This window comes from Polymorphospora sp. A560, assembly GCF_045781765.1.
Lineage (GTDB): Bacteria > Actinomycetota > Actinomycetes > Mycobacteriales > Micromonosporaceae > Polymorphospora > Polymorphospora lycopeni.
This window is the reverse complement of record NZ_CP122282.1, coordinates 3152605-3172134: the sequence shown is the minus strand read 5'-3', so window position 1 is coordinate 3172134 and position 19530 is coordinate 3152605. Positions and strand designations below refer to the sequence as shown.

General features: G+C 68.1%; 17 protein-coding genes and 1 pseudogene. 11 read left to right on the top strand and 7 right to left on the bottom strand.

Annotated features, from left to right (window positions below):
* Nucleotides 1-49 precede the first annotated feature (49 nt).
* The 4 genes from QCD66_RS14345 to QCD66_RS14330 all read right to left on the bottom strand — a co-directional run bounded on the left by QCD66_RS14345 (nt 50) and on the right by QCD66_RS14330 (nt 7209).
* Nucleotides 50-1432, bottom strand: coding sequence for an esterase/lipase family protein (locus QCD66_RS14345; RefSeq protein WP_375734471.1), 1383 nt, complete (start codon nt 1430-1432; stop codon nt 50-52).
* Complete coding sequence (locus QCD66_RS14340) at nt 1432-2766, bottom strand: tetratricopeptide repeat protein (RefSeq protein ID WP_375734472.1); 1335 nt, start codon at nt 2764-2766, stop codon at nt 1432-1434. Before QCD66_RS14340 ends, QCD66_RS14345 begins: the two co-directional genes overlap by 1 nt.
* A 42-nt stretch (nt 2767-2808) precedes the next feature.
* A complete protein-coding gene (locus tag QCD66_RS14335; RefSeq protein WP_407567154.1) occupies nt 2809-3933 on the bottom strand; it encodes an IS630 family transposase in 1125 nt (374 codons plus the stop codon).
* A 78-nt stretch (nt 3934-4011) separates the two neighbouring features.
* Nucleotides 4012-7209, bottom strand: coding sequence for a tetratricopeptide repeat protein (locus QCD66_RS14330; RefSeq protein WP_375732934.1), 3198 nt, complete (start codon nt 7207-7209; stop codon nt 4012-4014).
* 591 nt (nt 7210-7800) lie between these two features.
* Between QCD66_RS14330 and QCD66_RS14325 the strand changes: the two genes are divergently transcribed.
* From QCD66_RS14325 to QCD66_RS14275, 11 genes are all read left to right on the top strand, one after another.
* Nucleotides 7801-9072 (top strand): IS701 family transposase, encoded by a 1272-nt coding sequence (locus QCD66_RS14325; RefSeq protein WP_407567153.1) that lies wholly within the window; start codon nt 7801-7803, stop codon nt 9070-9072.
* A 437-nt stretch (nt 9073-9509) separates the two neighbouring features.
* Complete coding sequence (locus QCD66_RS14320) at nt 9510-9704, top strand: hypothetical protein (RefSeq protein WP_375732935.1); 195 nt, start codon at nt 9510-9512, stop codon at nt 9702-9704.
* Nucleotides 9705-9868: 164 nt separating this feature from the next.
* Nucleotides 9869-11038, top strand: coding sequence for a 3-deoxy-7-phosphoheptulonate synthase (locus QCD66_RS14315; RefSeq protein WP_375732936.1), 1170 nt, complete (start codon nt 9869-9871; stop codon nt 11036-11038).
* Between the two features lie 25 nt (nt 11039-11063).
* Nucleotides 11064-11687 carry an isochorismatase family protein gene (locus QCD66_RS14310; protein ID WP_364217211.1) on the top strand — a complete coding sequence of 208 codons (624 nt, stop codon included), beginning with the start codon at nt 11064-11066 and terminating at the stop codon, nt 11685-11687.
* Nucleotides 11684-13588: an anthranilate synthase family protein gene (locus QCD66_RS14305; protein ID WP_375732937.1), complete on the top strand. Its 1905-nt coding sequence runs from the start codon at nt 11684-11686 to the stop codon at nt 13586-13588. Before QCD66_RS14310 ends, QCD66_RS14305 begins: the two co-directional genes overlap by 4 nt.
* Nucleotides 13585-13929: a hypothetical protein gene (locus QCD66_RS14300; RefSeq protein ID WP_364217214.1), complete on the top strand. Its 345-nt coding sequence runs from the start codon at nt 13585-13587 to the stop codon at nt 13927-13929. Before QCD66_RS14305 ends, QCD66_RS14300 begins: the two co-directional genes overlap by 4 nt.
* Nucleotides 13929-14546, top strand: coding sequence for a phenazine biosynthesis FMN-dependent oxidase PhzG (gene phzG, locus QCD66_RS14295; RefSeq protein ID WP_375732938.1), 618 nt, complete (start codon nt 13929-13931; stop codon nt 14544-14546). The genes QCD66_RS14300 and phzG overlap by 1 nt, the downstream gene beginning before the upstream one ends.
* A gap of 112 nt (nt 14547-14658) precedes the next feature.
* Complete coding sequence (locus QCD66_RS14290; RefSeq protein ID WP_357542367.1) at nt 14659-15150, top strand: PhzA/PhzB family protein; 492 nt, start codon at nt 14659-14661, stop codon at nt 15148-15150.
* 34 nt (nt 15151-15184) lie between these two features.
* Entirely contained in the window at nt 15185-15322 is a 138-nt protein-coding gene (locus tag QCD66_RS14285; RefSeq protein WP_375732939.1) for a hypothetical protein, read from the top strand.
* Nucleotides 15323-15341: 19 nt separating this feature from the next.
* Complete coding sequence (locus QCD66_RS14280) at nt 15342-16193, top strand: PhzF family phenazine biosynthesis protein (protein WP_375732940.1); 852 nt, start codon at nt 15342-15344, stop codon at nt 16191-16193.
* 214 nt (nt 16194-16407) lie between these two features.
* A complete protein-coding gene (locus QCD66_RS14275) occupies nt 16408-17433 on the top strand; it encodes a methyltransferase (protein WP_375732941.1) in 1026 nt (341 codons plus the stop codon).
* Nucleotides 17434-17640: 207 nt separating this feature from the next.
* Here QCD66_RS14275 and QCD66_RS14270 read toward each other — a convergent pair whose 3' ends face one another.
* The 3 genes and pseudogenes from QCD66_RS14270 to QCD66_RS14260 all read right to left on the bottom strand — a co-directional run bounded on the left by QCD66_RS14270 (nt 17641) and on the right by QCD66_RS14260 (nt 19364).
* Complete coding sequence (locus tag QCD66_RS14270; protein ID WP_375732942.1) at nt 17641-18585, bottom strand: SDR family oxidoreductase; 945 nt, start codon at nt 18583-18585, stop codon at nt 17641-17643.
* Between the two features lie 148 nt (nt 18586-18733).
* Nucleotides 18734-18955: pseudogene (locus tag QCD66_RS14265) on the bottom strand (VOC family protein); the annotation flags it as partial.
* Entirely contained in the window at nt 18861-19364 is a 504-nt protein-coding gene (locus QCD66_RS14260; protein WP_407567245.1) for a VOC family protein, read from the bottom strand. The pseudogene QCD66_RS14265 and the gene QCD66_RS14260, both read right to left, overlap by 95 nt.
* Nucleotides 19365-19530 lie beyond the last annotated feature (166 nt).

The following is a 19530-nucleotide window of genomic DNA, read 5'->3' as shown; positions in this document are numbered from 1 at the left end:
TTCCGATCCCGGCCCCGTCGGCTGACAGTCCGGAGCAGCCGGGGAGCCGTCAGCCCCAGACCAGGACCATTCCGGTGACCGGGGAAACAGGCGAGCCAGGAGCAATGCCGCCCACCTCGACGGTGTGGGCGCCCGGAGGCAGGTCGGTGATCGTGGTGACGGTTCCGCCGGGGGCAGGTTTCGGGGTGCGGGAGTCGACCATTCGGCCGATCTCGTCGGTGACGGTGATTCGTACCGCCTGCCGGCTCCCGTCGACCGTAGCCACCCCCACCGCAAGGTCCTCGCCGGCGAGGATCAGGTCCGGCATGTCGACGGACAGGTCGACGGTGCCGGGCGCGCGGATCACGATCGGACGGGCGGTGAGGATGCCCTCGATCTCGTCGAGGGCGGCGCGGTTGCGTTGCAGGTTGCCGTGCCGGTCCGGGATCCGGCGCAGCAGCGGGCTGTCCATCCACACGTCGCCGCGGCAGGCCGCGACCAGCGGAACCGTCGCGTCACCGAACAGGTCCTGGCCCCGGTAGCCGTCGACCAGTTCGATGCGGCCGCCGGACAGCCGGGCCGTGGTCGCCGTAGGCTGCCGGATCCCGACGATCGCGTGGGTGCTGTCCAGGCTGTCCGGCCGGGCGGCCTCGGCGTCGGCGAGCTGGCGGTGGAACAGTGCCCCGTCGACGACCCGCTTGGTGTCGAGTTCTGGAAGCGTCGTCTCGACGGTCTTGGCCAGGTCACCGGCGTGCTCGATGCACGCGTACTCGGGAAGCAGGTGGTACATCGACGGCATGCTGCGGACCAGGTCGGTCAGGTCCACGCCGAGCGGGCCGAGTCCCTTGCGGGCGCCGTTGACGAGCTGTTCTAGGGCCTTGGCGGAGCCGCGGTACGGGGTGCCGAGGGTGATCAGCCTGGTGGTGATCTCGTGGCCGCCACAGTGTTCGATGTACCAGCGTGCGACCAGGCCGCCCATGGAGTGGCAAACGAAGGTAATCTTGGCGTCGGCGTAGGGGCCGCCCTGAGCCCGCCAGCGTTCGAGGGCTGGTTCGACGATTCCGGCGAGCCGGCGGCCGTTGTACCGGTTCGACAGCCGCCAGTCGTAGGCGACCGGGAGCAGGTTGCCGGGCGGGGCATCCGGGTCGGCGGTGGCCTCCTGGTAGCCGAGTGACCGGAGCCGTTTCAGGAGCCGGTCGTAGCCCTTGACCGGGGTCCAGAGGCCGGGCAGCACGTGCAGGTCTGGCATCAGCCCGACCGGTTGCACCCCGTCCTCGGGGGGTTCGTCTCCGATGTCATCCGGCAGTCGCAGGCGTTTGAGGGACCGGCCGAAGGTGTTGATGGCGCGCACGGCCGAGCCCGCCGACGGCGCCCAGACGACGTGGTCGTCATGTCGCAGGGTGCTGCCGAGGATGCCGGGCAGGACGACGACGAAGTCGGTCGGCATGGTCATCAATCGGCTCCGGATGTGTCATCGAAAGGCTGGGTGAGTAATGCGAGGAGGGGCAGTACTACCGGGTGGCGCTGCCCGATCCGGACCAGCTTCGTCTTCCAGTCGCCGGTCCGGTCGGGGTCGAGTTGGCGGGCTTGGGCAAGGAGCGTCTTTGCCTGATCGGTGTCGCCGCTGACGGCGGTAGCGACTGCGAGGTGGAAGACGGCGCATGCCCGGTCGGAGGCGGTGGCGGCCACAGTCGACGCCAACTGCGCAGTGGGGCCAAGTGGAGCGATATCGTCGCCGGTGGCGAGTTGTTCCAGTAGTGCCGGGAACCGGGCCGGTTCCGCCAGAGCGAGAAGGCCGGGCTCGCCGTCGCCGACCGCTGCCAATTCCAGCAGCGCGTGGGCCCGGGCGGGGCGGACGTCATTGCTGCGTCCCGCCAGTTCCGTGATGGCGGTACGAACGGTGTCAGTCAGCAGGCCGTCGCGACGGTCGGTCATCAGCGTCGCCTGCCCGGCCGGGTCGGCTGTGACGAACTCGTAGGCGAGCTCGCCTAGCAGCAGCGGCTCATACGCAGCTGCCACCCCCTCGGTTCGGGCACGGGTCCGCAGGCCGTCGTATCGCTGGGCTTCCTGATCTTCGAGGATGAATAGTGCCTCGGTTACGGCGCTGTCGGCTTCCTTTCCCAGAAGCTCCATGTGCGTGATCAGGAAGTCGCGTTCGTCGAGCAACGTCGGGGTCGCGACCCAGGAACGGGCCACGGCCAGCAGATGGGTGTCGACCGTCAGCCAATCCGGCCGGGGTCCGGTCCAGTGTGCGTCAAATGAGGTTGAGTCGGCATCGCGGTGACGCCGTGCCTGCTCGCGAATAGCAGCGGTCAAGCGCCTATTTCCATCCGCAAGTGGCAGCGCTGTCGCCACCCAGCCAGCGGCTTGGCCGTCGCCGGCGTCGGCCGAAGCGCAACGTGCCAGCAGCAGTCGGGCGGCGACCTCCGGTGCGACGTCGGCAAGCACGGCACGCCACACCGGTTCCACTGCCATTGGGCGCCCAACCTCCGTGTAGCGGGCACCAAGGTAGTTCAGCGTGTCAGCCAGGTAAGGTAGGAAAGTCAGGTCGGAAGCGGCCAGTTGACGGTAGATCTGCACCGCCTCCTCAGTCACCGTCACCGCCTCCTGTTGACGTCCAACCTTCATGTATCCGCTAGCAAGGTTGCCCAATGTCATAGCAAGTTCGGGCACCATGGCCGGGTTAATAGCCGCCAGCCTCCGGCGAAGCTCCACCGCCTCCTCAGTCAATGTCATCGCATCCTGGCGGTTTCCAACCTCGCCCTGGAAAACACCGAGGTTGGTCAACGCACTAGCTAGTGCTGTGACCGGAAACGTTGGCCGGGTTGGTCAGGCCGCTGCCCGGGCGGTGGTCTGACCCCAGCGTCGTTGGCGTTCGGAGCGGATGCGGGCGCGTTCGCGGCGTTGGGCGGCCAGGATGTCCGGGTGGCGGGCGTTGGCGTTACGCCAGCGTAGGTAGTTGTGCAGGGCTTGGGTCGCGACCGGGTGGTTGGGATGGTTCGATCCGGCGACGACGAACATCCGTAGCGGTCCGAAGTGCGCCTCGATCGGGTTGGCCCAGGACGAATAGGTCGGGGTGAAGCACAGCTCGACCTTGTTGCGTGCGGCCCAGGCCCGGATCTTCTTGCCTTTGTGCGCGGACAGGTTGTCCAGGATCACGTAGATCGGGGCCCCGTCCGGCCGCGCCTTGCGGATCGACCTGAGCGCGGCCAGGGTGTTCGCCGCGGACTTGCGGCGCCGCACGACGCCCCACATGGTGTCGTCGCCGACGCTGTAGCAGGCGTGGAACTGCCGCACGCCGTGCAGCTTGTGGTAGTTGCCGGGCAACCGGTCCGGATGCCCGGCCGGCGTCCACGACGCGCCGGCGTGCGGCCTGATGCTCAACGGGCCGAATTCGTCGAAGGCGAAGACCCGGTCCGGGAACGCGGTGGTCACCGCCTCGATCCGAGCGAGCTTCGCCTCGGCGTTCGGGTCGTTGGTCTCCTTCCAGGTCTTGGTTCGCTGGAGCGTGATGTCGTGCCGGTGCAGGAACTCCCGCAGCCGTTCCCGGCCGACCACCACGCGGCGCGGACCGCGGTTGTGGGCCAGGTAGTCGGCGAGTTTGCGCAGGCTCCACCGGGTGAACGGCTGACCGAGCGCCTGGGGTCTGGTACGGGCCGTCGCGACGATGAACGCTTCGTCGTCTTCACTGATCCGGCGGGGACGGCCACCCGCCCACCGAGGGTCCAGGCAGGCCAGACCGATCTTGTTGAACCGGTGGATGACCTCACGGATCGCATCCTCGTCGCCCTGGACCAAACGAGCGATCGCCGGGACGGTGTTCCCACTGGCCGAGGCCATGATGACCATCGCCCGTCGCAGCCGGACCGGTGATCCCGTCCCACGCCGCACGATCTGTTGTAGTCGCCGACCCTCGTCATCGGTGAGCCGACGCGCCCGAACAGCATCTGCCATCCCGACAGCCTGAACCCCGCCCGACACCGAACCGGTAACGATGACCGGCGTGTCACCCAACCCGGCCAACGTTTCCGGTCACAGCACTAGATCGGCGACGAACCGTGGGGTGTCATCCGCCAGTCGGCGGTACATCCGCACTGCCTCCTCAGTCACCGCCACCGCCTCTTGCCGACGCCCAACCTCGCTGTAGACGGCACCGAGGTGGGTCAACACCATTGCCAGGTCGGACTCGAAAGCCGGATTAGAAGCCGCCAGCCCACGGTACGTCTGCACTGCCTCCTCGACGGGCGCCACCGCCTCTTCCCCGCGCCCAACCTCCCGGTAAGCAAGACCGAGGTGGGTCAACGCGCCGGCTAGATCGGACACGACGGCCGGATTAGAGGCCGCCAGCCTCCGGCGAAGCTCCACCGCCTCCGCGCTTGCCAGGACCGCTGCCACCCGGCGCCCAGCCTCCCTGTAGCGGATGCCGAGGTTAGTCAACGCCATAGCCAGGCCGGACTCGAAAGCCGGATTAGAAGCCGCCAGCCCACGGTATATCTCCACCGCCTCCGCGGTTGACGCCACCGCCTCCCCCCGGCGCCCATTGATTCTGATGACGACACCGAGGTTGTTCAACACCACAGCCAGGTTGGGCATGAATGCCGGATTAGAAGCCGCCAGCCCACGGTATGCCTCCACCGCCTCCTCAGTCGTCGCCTCCGCCTCTCGCCAGCGCCCAACCTCCCGGTAAGCAAAACCGAGATTGGTCAACGCGCCGGCCAAATCGGACGCGAAAGCCGGATTAGAAGCCACCAGCCTGCGGTACAACGCCACCGCCTCTTCAGCCGGCGCCACGGCCTCCTGCCGAAGCCCGACGTCGCCGTAGCGTCCACCCAAGCTGCTCAACGCGCGAGCCAGGTAGGGCGCAAACACCGGGTCAGCCGCCGCGAGCCCACGGGAGATCTCCACCGCCTCCTTGACCGGCGCCACCGCCTCCAGCCGACGCCCAACCTCCCTGTAGCAGTTACCAAGGTTGTCCAGTGCAGCAGCAAGATCGGGCGCGAAAGCCGGGTTAGCGGCCGCCAATCCACGGTACGTCGCCACCGCCTCTTCAACCGGCGCCACGGCCTCCTGCCAGTACCCCCAATGCGCGAACCGCTCTGCGACTGCCTGCGCCACCATCCCCACATCGCTACTCAGCGTCCTGTCCATGTCAGCCAGTTCCCGCATCAGCGCCAGCCCGGGAATCCCTGCATCCGCTGCATGCTGCCAGAGGTACCGCCGCAGGTATCCGGGTGTAACGGCGACGCTCCCGTCACCGAGCAGGCTCCGATATCGCTCAGCCAGTGCCGCCGCGATCGGCAGTGCGTCCGGGTCAAACGGCGTCTCGTGCACCGCCTGATAGGGCGGGCGTACGTGGTCGGCCAGGCTCTGATGTGCCATCCGGTACACCGCTTCCCCGGCCTCGCCGTCCTGTACGACGTATCGACCGAGCTGACCGAGTACCCAGGTTAGGTCGTCCTGGCCGAACCATGCCGATTCCGGCCGGCCGGCGTTGGCCACCGTCAGCCACTCCTGATCGGGCAGCCCCGCACCATAGCCCCGGGTTAGCGCCGCCAACAGCAGCCTCGCCGCGTTCGCGGCCGGAAGCCCGTCCGCCCATGCAAGTACCGGTGCCGTGCTGACGCTTCCGAGATCCCTGTCGAGCGCCTTTTCGACTGATCCGACCAACTCATCTCGCCATCCGCCGATGGAGGTATCGACGGGATCGGCACGGAGTTGGTCGGTCACGATCCGGGCGAGCAGAAACGGGCTGCCGGCCAACGCCTGGCCACCGTCGACGTCGGCGGCGAGGTGGGTAGCGACCAGTTCCGGATCCATCCGGGAGTCGACCCCGGCCAGCCTGGCTCGGACATAGTCGGTGAGGTCGGCTCGTAGCCGCTGGCGTGCTCCCTCTACGTCCAGATCCAGAACGGCGGCCGGGGACAGTGACGCCACCAGGTCGATGCCCCCGCCGGGATGTGGCAAATCCCGGGTGGCCACCACGACCACTGCGTGCCGGGCAAGGCGGGCCAGCAGTTCCTCCGCGAGCGGAAACGCGGCGCTTCTCGCCTCGTCCAGCCCATCGACCACCACGACCGGCGGCTTTCTTCCCGCCTCAACGAACCGCTGTATCTGCCCTACCAACTCCGGCGCATTGCGGCGATCGGCCTGAGCAGCCAGCATCCGACGACCAACCATCTGACCGCCGATGACCTCTGCTGCTCGATCCGCAGCCAGTCCACGGGCGTGCAGGTGAGCGTGTACTGACCGCTCGCCAGGATCGGCGTGAATCCACTCCAGGCCGTCGGCGAGCAGTCGCGCGCGTTCGTCGGGGTTGGACAGGCTGACAACTCGGCCAACAATCGCCGACTTACCGGTGCCCGCCGCGCCGGTCACGACGTATACACCCGGTTTGCCGCTGCGGATCCAGTCAACGACCTGGTCGACCTCGACAGTGCGGCCGGTGAACCAGGACCGTTCGTCGCCCGGCCGGCCGCCGCGGGCGGCGAGCAGGAGGTGTTCGACGACCTGTTCGGGTGCGCCCGGGTCGTACAGCGGGTTGTGGAACATCCACCAGGCGCTCCCCCGGCCCTGGAACTGCGGGGTCTGGCGGTCGCTGTCCCACTCCTTGAGGATGGCGTCGCAGAGGTCGTCGCCGCGGATGAACTCGTTGTGTACCGACCACCGCACCCGTAGCGCCGGCGTGCACGGTCCGTCGCGGAGCAGGGTCCGCAGTCGCTGCCCCAATAGCCCGTCCTGGGCGGTTTCGAGATCGTGGCATGAGCTCAGTACGCCGACCCAGACGTGCGGGCCGTCGGGCGGCACCAGCTCGAGTACCTTGCCGGCGACCTCCGTCGTAGGCAGGGCCTTGCCGGAAAAGCAGGTGTCAAGGATCAGGAGCAGCTGACTGGCGCCGGACACCGCGATGTAGCCGGCGATGTCGTCCACGCCGATTCCGGCCGCCGGGCTGGTGCCGCTGTCACGGGCGAGGAGGCGCAGGCCGTTGGGTGCGGCGCGCCCGTGTCCGCTCCACAGCAGCACCAGGGCGTCGTCTCCGCCGATGGTCGGGGTGGTTTCCAGGGCTCGAAGTCGCTGGCGTACCTGGTCCTCGTCGGGGTCGGGAACGAGCAGCGGGGTGAAGGCGGTGCCAAGCAGTTCGCCGAGCGCTTCGACGTCGGGGACGGCGCGGCGTAGCAGTGGATGCCGGTCGCCGTCGTAGGAGCCGACGCCGATGCCGAGGAAGAACCCCATCAGAGCAAGGTGCCTTTCCGCTTCGGCCAACGGGTGTTTGCGGCGGACCGTACACGCGTCCCCATTCTCCACCGACGGCCACCCGTCATCAGCCCACTACCGCCGCGGGTGCAAGCCGTAAGCGACCAAGCTCGCTGGCCGAGGCCGATCGACCCGGCTCGTCGGCAGGAAAACGGGTCACCAGGCGACAACTCTCAGCATGTCTCTTCGTAGCGTGCGGCGAACGGGCGCGGCTGCGCAGGGCGGTACGCAACGGCTGCGGGGCAGCGCTTCGGCACGCACGCCGAGCTGCCACAGTGCCCACTCGGCATGGCGTAGATCCTGGAGGGTCACCTCCAGCCGCAGCCAGCCGTTTGCGTCAGGCTCCTCGGTGCTCCCGCCAGGCCCGGCCGAGATCGACCTGGCTCGGTCGCTGTGCCGGTTCGGGGAGAGCAGGTCGGTCTTCGGCTCAACGAGGAATCGCCGCGGCCGGAATCTCCCTGGAGGACCTCGTCCGGCTCAACGTCCACGCCATCGATGCGGATAAACTGATCCCGCACTACGGCGCGCTGGCGTCGCGTCTGGGCGCCGCCGGGGTGGCACTTTCGCGGGATGGCTGGTCTGATGTCGGGCTGGGAGCTGCGGCTACGGGAGCTGACGGGCAAGGTGGGGCACTTGTTCGCCCGGCCGGAGCCTCGAGAGGTGTTCCATGATCTGATCGAGGGGCTGCTGTCGGATCTGGACAGGAAGAACTGCTGGACCCTGGCCCGGCGGGCCGGGCACACCCACCCGGGCCGGATGCAGGCGTTGCTGTCGCGGGGCGCGTGGAGCGCCGACGCTCTTGAGGCCGAGGTCCGCGCCCATGTGGTGGAGCATCTCGGTGACCCGAACGGGGTGCTGATCATCGACGAGACCCAGCTGCCGAAGAAGGGTGACAAGTCGGTGGGGGTGGCCCCGCAGTACTGCGCCGCCACCAATCGGATCGAGAACTGCCAGGTCGCGGTCATGCTGTCGTACGCCGGCCGGGCCGGGCACGCGTACATCGGTCGTCGCCTTCATCTGCCGACACAGTGGACCGACGATCCGGGGCGCTGCCGTGAGGCCGGCATTCCGGTGGGTGTCGGGTTCGCCACGAAACACGACCAGGCCGTCGAACTGTTGACCGAGGCGGCCGACGCGGCCGTCCCGTTCGGGTGGGTCACCATGGCCGACGGGTACGGGCAGCATCCACGGGTCCGCAACTGGTGTGCGCAGCGGTCATTGCCGTACGTGGTAGCCGTGTCGGCGGCCCTGCCGCTGACGCAGATCAGCGTCGCACCCGGAACCGTCCCGGTCACCCGTGTCGGTCAGTTGCTCACCCGGATCGCTGACAGCGCCTGGCAGCCCCGAACCCGCGCGCGGGGCGGTGAAGACGATCGCTCCCACGACTGGGCGTTGATCAGTCTCGGCGGAAACCTGCGGGTCAGCGATGAGATCCCCGCCGACGGGTTCGCGCACACCCTGCTGGTACGGCGTTCGGTCGGCGATCCGGGCGAAGTCACCTATTTCCTCGCCCACGCCCGCCACCGCGCGTCCGTGCCTGTCCTGCGGCGCATCGCGGAGACCCCACAGAGGATCAAGGAGGGTGACGGGCAGGGCAAGGGCCTCATCGGCATCGACCAGCATCAGGTCCGCACATGGACCGCCTGGCACCACACCGTCACCGCATGCATGTTCGCCCACGCGTTTCGCGCGGCTCTGCACACCGAAGCCGGGACCGTCCTCGACAGCACGGCGGATGCCGAGGTGACGAGCCCGGACAGGCATGCCTTCAACAGCCGGCAGAGGGTCCGGGTGACCGAGCCTTCCCCTGCCCACCCCCGCAACCATCGCCAACTTGCGTGATCCGCGCGCACAGACCGTGCGACCGCCTGCGATTTAGGCGGATTGTCGACACTGCGCATACAGGAAAAGCGCCCAGAAGCCATTCGAGCCGTGAAGATCCGCAACTGTAGGAACCCGAGCCGCATGGCGCCGGGGCGCGGACCTCATGCCGGGGCAGAACTTTCCGGAACCATGTTCCCGCAGGTGGGAGTCGCCATGCGGGCATTAGGCTTCGACTCTCTACCGAATGAAGAAAGACATTGACACTCGTCATAGCCATCCGAACCTTGACACGAGCCAGTTACGCACTGTTATATGAATGCCGTAGCGAGATCAGGATGGCAAACAGGGCGGCACTGGATAAACGTGCCGTATTCACCTGACTGCCATCTCCAGTTCAGGGAAGATGTCATGAACCAAGTCACCCGCACGTTCGCGGTCGGCATCATCGCGCGCAGATGTCGCCGGCCACGACCGGCTCGACTGCCGTCACAGCCCCGGCCGACACCCTCGCAAAAGGCGCCGCCAACCCGGAGGCGCTGCTCAAACTATTGAGCGAAAGGATCGCCGCCAAGGACCGGGACGGGATCGTCGCCCGCCAGGATCCCGAAGCAGCGATCGTCGACCGGGACGGTTCAGAAACGCACTGGTAATTTCGGCGACATCGTTCGTGAACAGCCGAACGGTACGCGGCTTTGCATCCAGGACAACCCCACCCCCTGCCACCTCGATGGACCGGCCGGAGGCCATCGCCGGCGGGCCACCCCATTGATGCGCGAATAACGAGTTGCCGGCATGTTCGTGGTTTGGAGAAAACTTGAACGCCACCTCGCTCGAGGTTTCGCACCCCCTGGCTGCGCGGCAGCAGCCTGAATGGGACGACCCGGCACAGGTCGAGCACGTCCGGGCGGTGCTGGCGAGCCTTCCCCCACTCGTCGAGGTCGAATCCCTGAGCAGGCTCCGAGGGTTGCTCGCCGGAGTTTCCGCCGGCCAGGCGCAGGTGGTGCAGGCGGGTGACTGCGCGGAGGACCCCGCCGAATGCACCGCGGGTGACGTGGAACGGAAGACCCGGCTCCTCAACGTGCTCGCCGGCGTCATGAGCGCTGTCACGCACCAGCCCGTGGTACGGGTGGGCCGGATCGCGGGCCAGTACGCCAAACCCCGGTCGGCGGCCACCGAGTGGGTCGACGGCGTCGAGATCCCGGTGTACCGAGGGCACATGGTGAACGGTCCCGAGCCGGACCCACAGGTGCGGCGGCCCGATCCACTACGCATGTTGGCGGGATACTGGGCGGCGAGCCAACTCATGGACCACCTCGCCCCGACGCCGGAGGCGCGTATCGAGCCGGCCGTGTGGACCAGTCACGAGGCTCTGCTGCTCGACTACGAGATCCCGATGCTACGCCGGGACCGGCAGGGTCGGGCCGCGCTCACTTCCACCCATTGGCCGTGGATCGGGGAACGCACCCGCGAGGTCGAGGGGGCGCACGTCTCGCTACTCGCGAATGTGATCAACCCCGTTGCGTGCAAGATCGGGCCGCGTACGACGGTCGCCGACCTGCTCGCGTTGTGTACGCGGCTGGATCCGGAACGGGAACCGGGCCGACTCACCCTGATCGCTCGGATGGGCGCTGACGCGACCATGGATCTGCTTCCCCCACTGGTCCGCGCCGTGCGTGCCGCCGGACACCCGGCGATCTGGCTGGTCGACCCGATGCACGGCAACACCGTGACCACCGCCGAGGGCCGCAAGACCCGAGTCGTGGAGACGATCATCCGGGAGGTCACGGCGTTCCAGTCAGCGGTTCGCGCAGCCGGCGGAACACCGGGAGGAATGCACCTCGAAACCAGCCCCGACGACGTGACCGAATGCATCGACGTCCGCCACGACACCGGCCGGATCGACGAGAGATACACGACGTTGTGCGACCCGCGTCTCAACCCTCGCCAGGCGGTAGCGGTGGTCTCGGCCTGGCAGACGCGATGATGATGAACCGGGCCGAGGAGACACCGTGCCGGGCATAGCGCCGATCCCCGCCTACCCACTTCCCACGAGCGGTGAGCTGCCCGTCAGCACCGCACGGTGGACCCCCGACCCACGCCGGGCGGTACTACTCGTGCACGACATGCAGCGCTACTTCCTCGCACCCTTTCCCCCGGCGGTGCGTGACACGCTGGTGCGCCACTGCGTGCAACTGAGGAAGCGCTGCGCCGCGCTCGGGATCCCGGTGTTCTACACCGCGCAGCCCGGTGGCATGACCGAGCAGGAACGCGGCCTGCTGAAGGACATCTGGGGCCCGGGGATGAGCGTCGACCCCCTCGATCGGTCGATCGTCGCCGAGCTTGCACCGCGGCCGCCGGACCGGGTGCTCACCAAGTGGCGCTACAGCGCGTTCTTCCGCTCGGACCTGCTGGCGCAGATGCGCGAGCAGGACCGCGACCAGCTGATCGTCTGCGGGGTGTACGCGCACGTCGGTGTACTGGCGACGGCCCTCGACGCGTTCACCAACGACATCCAGTCGTTCCTGGTCGCCGACGCTCTCGGCGACTTCTCGGCCGACTATCACCGGCTGGCCCTCGACTACGCGGCCACTCGCTGTTCGGTGGTCACCACCACCGGGGAGGTCTTCGCATGAAGCCGCAGCAGTTGCTCGAGCAGGTGCTGAGACCCGATCCGGGCGCCTTCGCCCTGCTGCACCGCCCGGAGACCCTGGGCCCGGACCGGTTGGAGATCCTGCTGGGCCGGGTCAGCACGCCGGCCCGGCTCGCTGACATCCCGCTGGCCGACCAGGCCGGGCGGCCCGGCGAGGCTCGTCAGGAGGCGCTGGTCCTGGTGCCTCACCGGCAGATCACCGAGCGCGGCTTCGCCGCCGCCGCGGACGGCTCACCGCTGCTCGCGATGTCGGTGACGGACCAGGGCCAGATCTCCACCACCGAGGCGCTGAGACACCTCCCGGACGAGCCGATCGCCCTGACCGGTGGACGGTTCGACACCGAGGACGACGCCTACGCTGACATCGTTCGCGCGGTCCTCGACAACGAGATAGGCACCGGAGAGGGCTCGAACTTCGTCATCAAGCGGACGTTCGTCACCACCATCACCGGCTACTCCACGCGCAGCGCGCTGAGCCTGTTCCGTCGGTTACTCACCCGGGAGACCGGTACCTACTGGACGTTCCTCGTGCACACCGGCACCCGGACCTTCGTCGGCGCCACACCGGAGCGCCACGTCAGCCTGCGAAACGGCGTCGCGGCGATGACCCCGATCAGCGGCACCTACCGTTACCCGCCGACGGGACCGGTCCTGTCGGAGGTCATGGACTTCCTCGACGACGGCAAAGAGACCGACGAGTTGTACATGGTCCTGGACGAGGAACTGAAGATGATGGCCCGGGTCTGCCAGGGCGGTGGCCGGGTGGTGGGTCCGTTCCTGCGGGAGATGGCCTGGCTCGCGCACACCGAATACGTCATCGAGGGGCGCAGCGACCTCGATCCCCGGGACATCCTGCGGGAGACGATGTTCGCGCCCACCGTGACCGGCAGTCCGCTGGAGAACGCCTGCCGAGTGATCGCCCGCTACGAGCCGCGCGGCCGCGGGTACTACGGCGGCGTCGCGGCCCTCATCGGCCGTGACGCCGATGGCGCGCGGACGATGGACTCCGCCATTCTCATCCGCACCGCCGACATCAGCACCTCGGAGCTCGATGACAGCGCTCGCGTCGAGGTCGGGGTCGGGGCAACCCTGGTCCGGCACTCCGACCCCACCGCCGAGGTCGCCGAGACCCGCACCAAGGCCGCCGGCCTGCTCTCGGCGCTCGGTGCCAACGAGCGTCTCAACGGAGACCCGCGGATCCGCGAGGCGCTGGGCAGGCGCAACGCGACCATCGCGCGCTTCTGGCTCAGCGACGCCGGCTCGCGCGCACAGCCACACCCGGCGCTGAGCGGCCGCCGGGCGCTGATCATCGATGCCGAGGACACCTTCAGTTCGATGCTGGCCCACCAACTGCGGGCCATCGGGCTGACGGTGCGACTCGACCGCTTCGACGCGCCCCACCGCTTCGACGACCACGATCTCGTCATCCTGGGCCCGGGTCCCGGCGACCCACGGGACGCCGATGACCCGAGGATGGCCCACCTCACGTCGGCGATCGAGCACCTGCTGTCCCGACGCATCCCGTTCCTTGCGGTGTGCCTGAGCCACCAGTTGCTGTGCCGGCGCCTCGGGCTCCGGCTGAGGCGCCGGACGGTCCCGAACCAGGGCACCCAGCGCGAGATCGACCTGTTCGGCTCGCGGGAACAGGTGGGCTTCTACAACTCCTACGAGGCCTACGGACGCGCTGAGCAGTTGGAGTGTCCTGGCATCGGCGGGGTGAAGGCCAGCCTGGACGCCGGCACGGGCGAGGTGCATGCCCTACGAGGGCCGCACTTTGCTTCGGTGCAGTTCCACCTTGAGTCGGTACTCACCCGCGACGGCGAACGCGTCCTGGGTGAGCTGCTGGCGCCGCTGACACAGACCGAGGAGGTACTGAACGTATGAAAGCAAGCATTTCCTGGTGGGACCTGTCCGGGTCCGGCCAGACCATCGACTCCCTGCGCGTCTACCTGCGAGAAGAGGGCGTGCAGCCGTGGGAGCGGATCCACGGACTGCGTTTGAAGTTCTGGATCTCCGACCGGCAGGCCAACCGCTGGGGTGCGGTGACGCTGTGGGAGTCCACAGCTGACCTGACGGCGCCGATGCCCCCGAACCGGGCCACCGAACTCATCGGATACCCGCCGAATCACCGGATGGAGACCGACATCGAGGCCATCATCGAAGGTGTCCACTCCGGCGAGTTGCTCGACCGCGGCCTGGCCTTCGAGCCGGTGAAGAAGTCGTAGTGAGCACATCCACCCACCCCCTGAGCACCGATGAGTTCTCCACCCCGCCCGCCGAACCGATGGGCCTGCTCCGGGCCTGGTTCGACCGCGCGGTCGCGGACGGCGTCCGTGAGCCGGGTGCGCTGGCGCTGGCCTCCGCGGATGCCCGTGGCCACGCTTCCAACCGGATCGTGCAGGTCCTCAAGGTCCGCGACACGGGTCTGGTGTTCGCCACGCACGCCAACAGTCGCAAGGGCCGGGACCTGGCCGAGAACGGCTGGGCCTCCGGCGTTTTCTACTGGCGCGAGGCCGGCCGCCAGGTGATCGTGACCGGTCCGGCCTATGCGTTGCCCAACGAGGAAGCTGATGCCTTGTGGGCCGCCCGGCCGGTCAGCACGCACCCGATGTCGGTGGCTTCACACCAGAGCGCACCCCTGTTGGACGAGGACGAACTGAGGAGACGGGCCGAACAACTGGCCGGTGCTGGCTTGCCGCTGCCTCGCCCGGCCGCCTGGCTGGGTTACTTGCTCGAACCCGGATCGGTCGAGTTCTGGCAGGCCGACCCCGGCCGCCTGCACCAGAGGCTGCTGTACGAACGCGACGGAACGGGCTGGCGTACCGGCCGGCTGCAGCCCTGACCGCGCCCGGGACAACGCACTGTCTACCGGCTCCAACTCCGGCTCCGACACCGAACGCCGGACGATAACCAGCACACCGATGCACGCAATCACGAGCCGAAGGGATCCAGAATTGACGACGAACCACACCCAGTCCGAGGCGTTCGCCACCGACCTCGACCTGAGAGACCGCAACCGTGCCGTCGTCGCGGACTACATGAGCCGCAAGGGCGAGAACCGCTTGACGCGATACCTGCTCTTCACCGAGGACGGCAGCGCCGGCCTGTGGACTAGCGATACCGGCAAACCGGTCGCCTCCCAGGGCCACGAGAAACTCAAGGCGCACGGCGAATGGTCACTGCGGATGTTCCCCGACTGGGAATGGAAGAACGTGGAGATCTTCGACACGCAGGACCCCAACAGGTTCTGGGTCGAGTGTGACGGAGAAGGACAGATCCTTTATCCCGACTACCCGCCCGGCTACTACAGGAACCACTTCATCCATTCTTTCCTGCTCGAGAACGGAAAGATCAAGCAGAACCGCGAGTTCATGAACCCGTTCCAGCAGTTGCGTGCACTGGGGATCGAGGTGCCAGTGATCAGGCGTGGCGGGATCCCTACCTGAAAGCTGCCCAATCACCTGCACAAGAAGTGAAGGCATGTCGCCGTTCGGAATGGTCGACCCGGCGAAGAACACCGAACTGAGCGTCGCTGTCTTCGCCGGCATGCCGGTGGTACGCACCGGCCGCGGCAACACCGTAGGCAGGGCGTACCAGACCCTGTCCGACACCCACTGACCTTCGAGAAGGGGGACCTATGGGTACGTACGAGTATGTCGTGGCCGACGTCTTCACCGAAGTTCCGCTGGAAGGTAACCCGGTCGCGGTCTTCGTGGATCCCGCCGATCTCTCTCCCGAGCGCATGCAGCGGATCGCGCAGGAGATGCACCTGTCGGAGACCGTTTTCGTCCTCCCGGCGGAAGACGACGGTGACGTGCGGGTCCGGATCTTCACCCCGGTGAACGAGCTGCCGTTCGCCGGGCATCCGACCCTGGGCACTGCCATTGTGCTCGGCGAGTCGAACCCGGCGCAGAGGATCCGGATGGAGACCGCCATGGGCACCGTGGCGTTCGATCTCGAGTGTGCCGGCGGCGGCCGGGCCGGCACGGCCAGCATGTGGCAACCCATCCCCACGTGGGAGCCCTACGACCGCGCGGACGAGTTGCTCGCCGGTCTCGGCCTGGCGGCGTCCGCCTGCACCCTGCCGGTGGAGGTCTACCGAAACGGGCCGCGACACGTGTTCGTCGGCCTGGGCAGCGTGGCCACGCTCTCCGCCGTGGAGCCAGACCAACGGACTCTCGCCAGGCTGCCCGACATGGCCGCCAACTGCTTCGCGGGATCGGGCACGCGATGGAGACTGCGGATGTTCTCGCCCGCCTATGGCGTGGTCGAGGACGCGGCCACCGGCTCGGCCGCCGGCTCGCTCGCGGTGCACCTGGCCCGGCACGGTCTGATCCCTTTCGGGGAATGGATCGAGATCCGCCAGGGCGTCGAGATCGGCCGTCCTTCGACAATGCGGGCTCGGGCCACGGGAACGCCGGAACGGATCGAGTCGGTCCAGGTGGCGGGGTCCGCCGTCGTCGTCGCCCGGGGAACGCTGTACGCATAGCGCATTCCCCGCACCACGCTTCGTGGGGCGGACGTAGTCCTACGACAATCGTCGTCCAACCATGCACCCAGACAGTGTCACCAAGTGTTCACAAGCCCACAGTAGACCGTCGGATTACTTGCCGGATTCACCCCGGGCAAGTGAGACCCTTCCGCCGGCGATCGTCTTTGCGGTACAGTGACAAACGTTGATATCAGTCGGTTAGCGGGGCGGAATGACAGTCGACTTGCAGGCCACTCGAGACGTAATCGAAATGATCACCGGCGGCTGGCGGGCACAGGCCCTCTACACCGCGGTCAAACTCGGATTGCCGGATCACATCAAGGCCGGCCGCACCACCCGCGGCGAACTGGCTAAATCAACCGGGGCAAATGAAGAGGGCATTCACCGCCTGATGCGCCTTCTGGTGGCCATGGGCGTATTCGAGGGCAACGAGTCGACCGGTTACAGGAACACCGACGTGAGCGCAGCACTGCTCGACGGCCCTCAGTCCCTGCGCGGCATGTGCCTGCTCTACGGCGAGGAGTTCTATTCCGCCTGGGGGCACGCCCATAACGCGATAAGCACGGTCAGTTCGGGCTTCGAGGCCGCCTACGGCCGGCCGTTCTACGAATACCTCGGTGAGGACGCGGCCACCGCCCGGCGATTCCAGCACACCTTGAACGCCGCAAGCATGTTCTTCCACCAGGTACCCGAGATCTTCGACTTCTCCGGCAAGATGGTCGTGGACGTGGGTGGCGGAGGCGGCCAACTGCTCGCCACGATCCTCGGCGCCACACCGGATGCCAGGGGCACGCTCTTCGACCGCGAACACATGTTGCCCCAGGCGGGTGAGCACCTAGCGGCCGCCGTCGGACTCGACCGTGTCGAACTGGTCGGGGGCGACATGTTCACCGACGTCCCCCAGGGCGGAGACGTCTACATCCTCTGTCGCGTTCTGGCCGGCTGGGACGACGACGCGGTCGTCAAGGTCTTCGAGAAGTGCCGTCGCGCCATGGTCGACTCCTCGTCGCGACTGCTGCTCCTCGACCGTTTCGTCGACGATGAGGCCCCGACCGTGCTGCCCGCGCTGTGGGATCTGCACCTGTTGATGACCACCGGCGGCGGCCACCGCACCGTTGACCGGATCACCACGCTGCTGAACCGGGCCGGCCTGGAGATCGAACGGAGGGCCGAGCTGCCCATGGAGACGGTCGCCTTGATCGCGGCGCCACGCCCGGGGCTCCGGCAGAAGTCGTGACGGTGTACCCATGAACGGCAAGGCTGAGGTAGCCGCGGGTGCGGTGCCGGCCTCCGGTGCTGTATCAGCCCCCGATCCAGTTCAGGGCTCATCCCTGGCCCGGGCAGTGGTGACAGCCCGGGATGGGTAGCGGCCGAGGGTGGCGATGGAGTCGCGCCGACCACGAGGACCCGTGTGGCTTTTCGGGAGAGGTCGGGCGACCGGTGGTCAGGCCCTGACGAAGGACGTCCTGGTGAGCTGCTCGGACACCTGCCAGACGCGCTGGGCCTCCTCGCTGCTACGCAGCGGCGTGTACATCCGCTGCTCGGCCGGCGGACCGCCCAGGTTGCCAGGGCCGCTGGGCCCGTAGAGCACACCGGGCTTGGCATCCGGGTCGGTCGCGGCCATGAGCGCGGGCAACTTCGCGGTCTCGACGGTGCCCGCCAGGATGCCGCGAGCGGACATCGCCCGGATCAGGCGTATCGCGGGGGTGTCCTGGCTGCGGCCGAGCTCGGGGCGGGCTGCCAGGAGGCTGGTGGGGGCAACCCCGGGGTGCGAGAGGTTGCTGGTGATGCCCCAACCGTGCGCCCTGCTGCGGCGGTCCAACTCCAGGCCGAACAACCCGAACGCGATCTTCGACTGGCTGTAGGCACGCATGCCGTCGTACGAACGTTCCCAGTTCAGATCGTCCCAGTTGATACGGCCACGACGCGCGGCGACACTGACCTGCGAGGTCACCCGGGCACCGCCGGCGCGCAGCAGCGGGAGCAGCCGGGCGACCAGCGCGAAGTGGCCGAGGTGGTTGGTGCCGAACTGCAGTTCGAACCCGTCGGCCGTGGTCTGCCGGCTCGGCGGTCGCATCACGCCCGCGTTGTTGATCAAAATGTGGATCGGGCTGCCCTCCCCGCGAAGGGCGTCGGCCAGGGCCGCGACCGACTCCAGCGAGGACAGGTCGAGGCTGCGCAACGAGACCTTTGCCCCGGGCACGGCCTGCCGGACCGTGCTGATCGCGGCCTCGCCCTTGCGCGGATTGCGGACGGGCAGGATCACCTCGGCACCGGCCGCGGCCAGCCGTACGGCCATCCCCAGCCCCATCCCGTCGCTCGCGCCGGTGACGACGGCGCGCTTCCCCGACAGGCCGGGGAGGGTGATGTCGATCGGTTTACGTGGCATCGGCTCTGCTCCCTCTTCTGGATGTCCGGATCCCCGGGCTACCCGGTCGATCGTCGACCGGATGCGCCGCGGTAACCACGACCTCCCGATCACAGGCTCACCAGGTCACCCCACCCCCCGCCCTCAGGGGCACCTCCGTGGAATGTGATCAGTTCCCTTTCACGCAGAACTCGTTGCCGTCCGGATCGGCCAGCACGACCGCGCCGTCCGCCCCCACCTCGAGCCGGGTGGCGCCGAGGGAGACCAGCCGGTCGACCTCCGCCTGCTGGTCGCCCTCAACCGGGGCGAGTTCGAAGCGCTGCCGGTTCCACGCCTCCTTCGGGGCCACGGGTGGGCCTCCCCACGCGACCTTCGTGCCGCCGTACGGTGACTGGACCGCGGTCCTGGTCCTGGTCCCACACCAGCGGCCAGCCCAGTGCCTCGCTCCAGAAGAGGCCGACCTCCCGGGTGCCGTCGCAGGCGAGTTCTCCGAGCAGGCCGCATCCGGCGAGGAAGGCGTTGCCCGGCTCGATCACGCAGAACTCGTTGCCCTCGGGGTCGGCCAGGACGATGTGCCCCTCCTCGGGGCGCTGCCCGACGTCGACGTGGCCGGCGCCGAGCCCCAGCGCCGTCGCCACCATGCGCTCCTGGTCGGCGCGGCTGGCGCTGGTCAGGTGAAGATGCATGCGGTTCGACCCCACCGTCTCCGTGCGGCTCGGAACGAACCGGAGGCTGAGCTGGGTGTCGTCGCCGGGCAGCAGCGCACCATCCGCGTCCTCGACGACTCCCCGGCCGAGCATGCCGGCCCAGAACCGCGCCAGGCGAGTCGCGTCGTGCGCATCGAAGGTCACCGTCAAGAGGCGCGAGAACATCACCGCACAGTAGACACGGGCCAGCCGGACGACAAGGCACCGAGCCGGCCGTCGAGACCCCCTCATGCCCAGAGTTCCAACTCACCGACAGTCC

Coding starts and splice junctions, on each gene's coding strand:
- QCD66_RS14320 (WP_375732935.1), top strand. CDS start 9,510: ATGTCGCCGGCCACGACCGGCTCGACTGCCGTCACAGCCCCGGCCGAC.
- QCD66_RS14335 (WP_407567154.1), bottom strand. CDS start 3,933: ATGGCAGATGCTGTTCGGGCGCGTCGGCTCACCGATGACGAGGGTCGG.
- QCD66_RS14260 (WP_407567245.1), bottom strand. CDS start 19,364: ATGCTCGGCCGGGGAGTCGTCGAGGACGCGGATGGTGCGCTGCTGCCC.
- QCD66_RS14300 (WP_364217214.1), top strand. CDS start 13,585: ATGAAAGCAAGCATTTCCTGGTGGGACCTGTCCGGGTCCGGCCAGACC.
- QCD66_RS14275 (WP_375732941.1), top strand. CDS start 16,408: ATGACAGTCGACTTGCAGGCCACTCGAGACGTAATCGAAATGATCACC.
- QCD66_RS14280 (WP_375732940.1), top strand. CDS start 15,342: ATGGGTACGTACGAGTATGTCGTGGCCGACGTCTTCACCGAAGTTCCG.
- QCD66_RS14330 (WP_375732934.1), bottom strand. CDS start 7,209: ATGGGGTTCTTCCTCGGCATCGGCGTCGGCTCCTACGACGGCGACCGG.
- QCD66_RS14305 (WP_375732937.1), top strand. CDS start 11,684: ATGAAGCCGCAGCAGTTGCTCGAGCAGGTGCTGAGACCCGATCCGGGC.
- QCD66_RS14270 (WP_375732942.1), bottom strand. CDS start 18,585: ATGCCACGTAAACCGATCGACATCACCCTCCCCGGCCTGTCGGGGAAG.
- QCD66_RS14345 (WP_375734471.1), bottom strand. CDS start 1,432: ATGACCATGCCGACCGACTTCGTCGTCGTCCTGCCCGGCATCCTCGGC.
- QCD66_RS14285 (WP_375732939.1), top strand. CDS start 15,185: ATGTCGCCGTTCGGAATGGTCGACCCGGCGAAGAACACCGAACTGAGC.
- QCD66_RS14325 (WP_407567153.1), top strand. CDS start 7,801: ATGGCTGGTCTGATGTCGGGCTGGGAGCTGCGGCTACGGGAGCTGACG.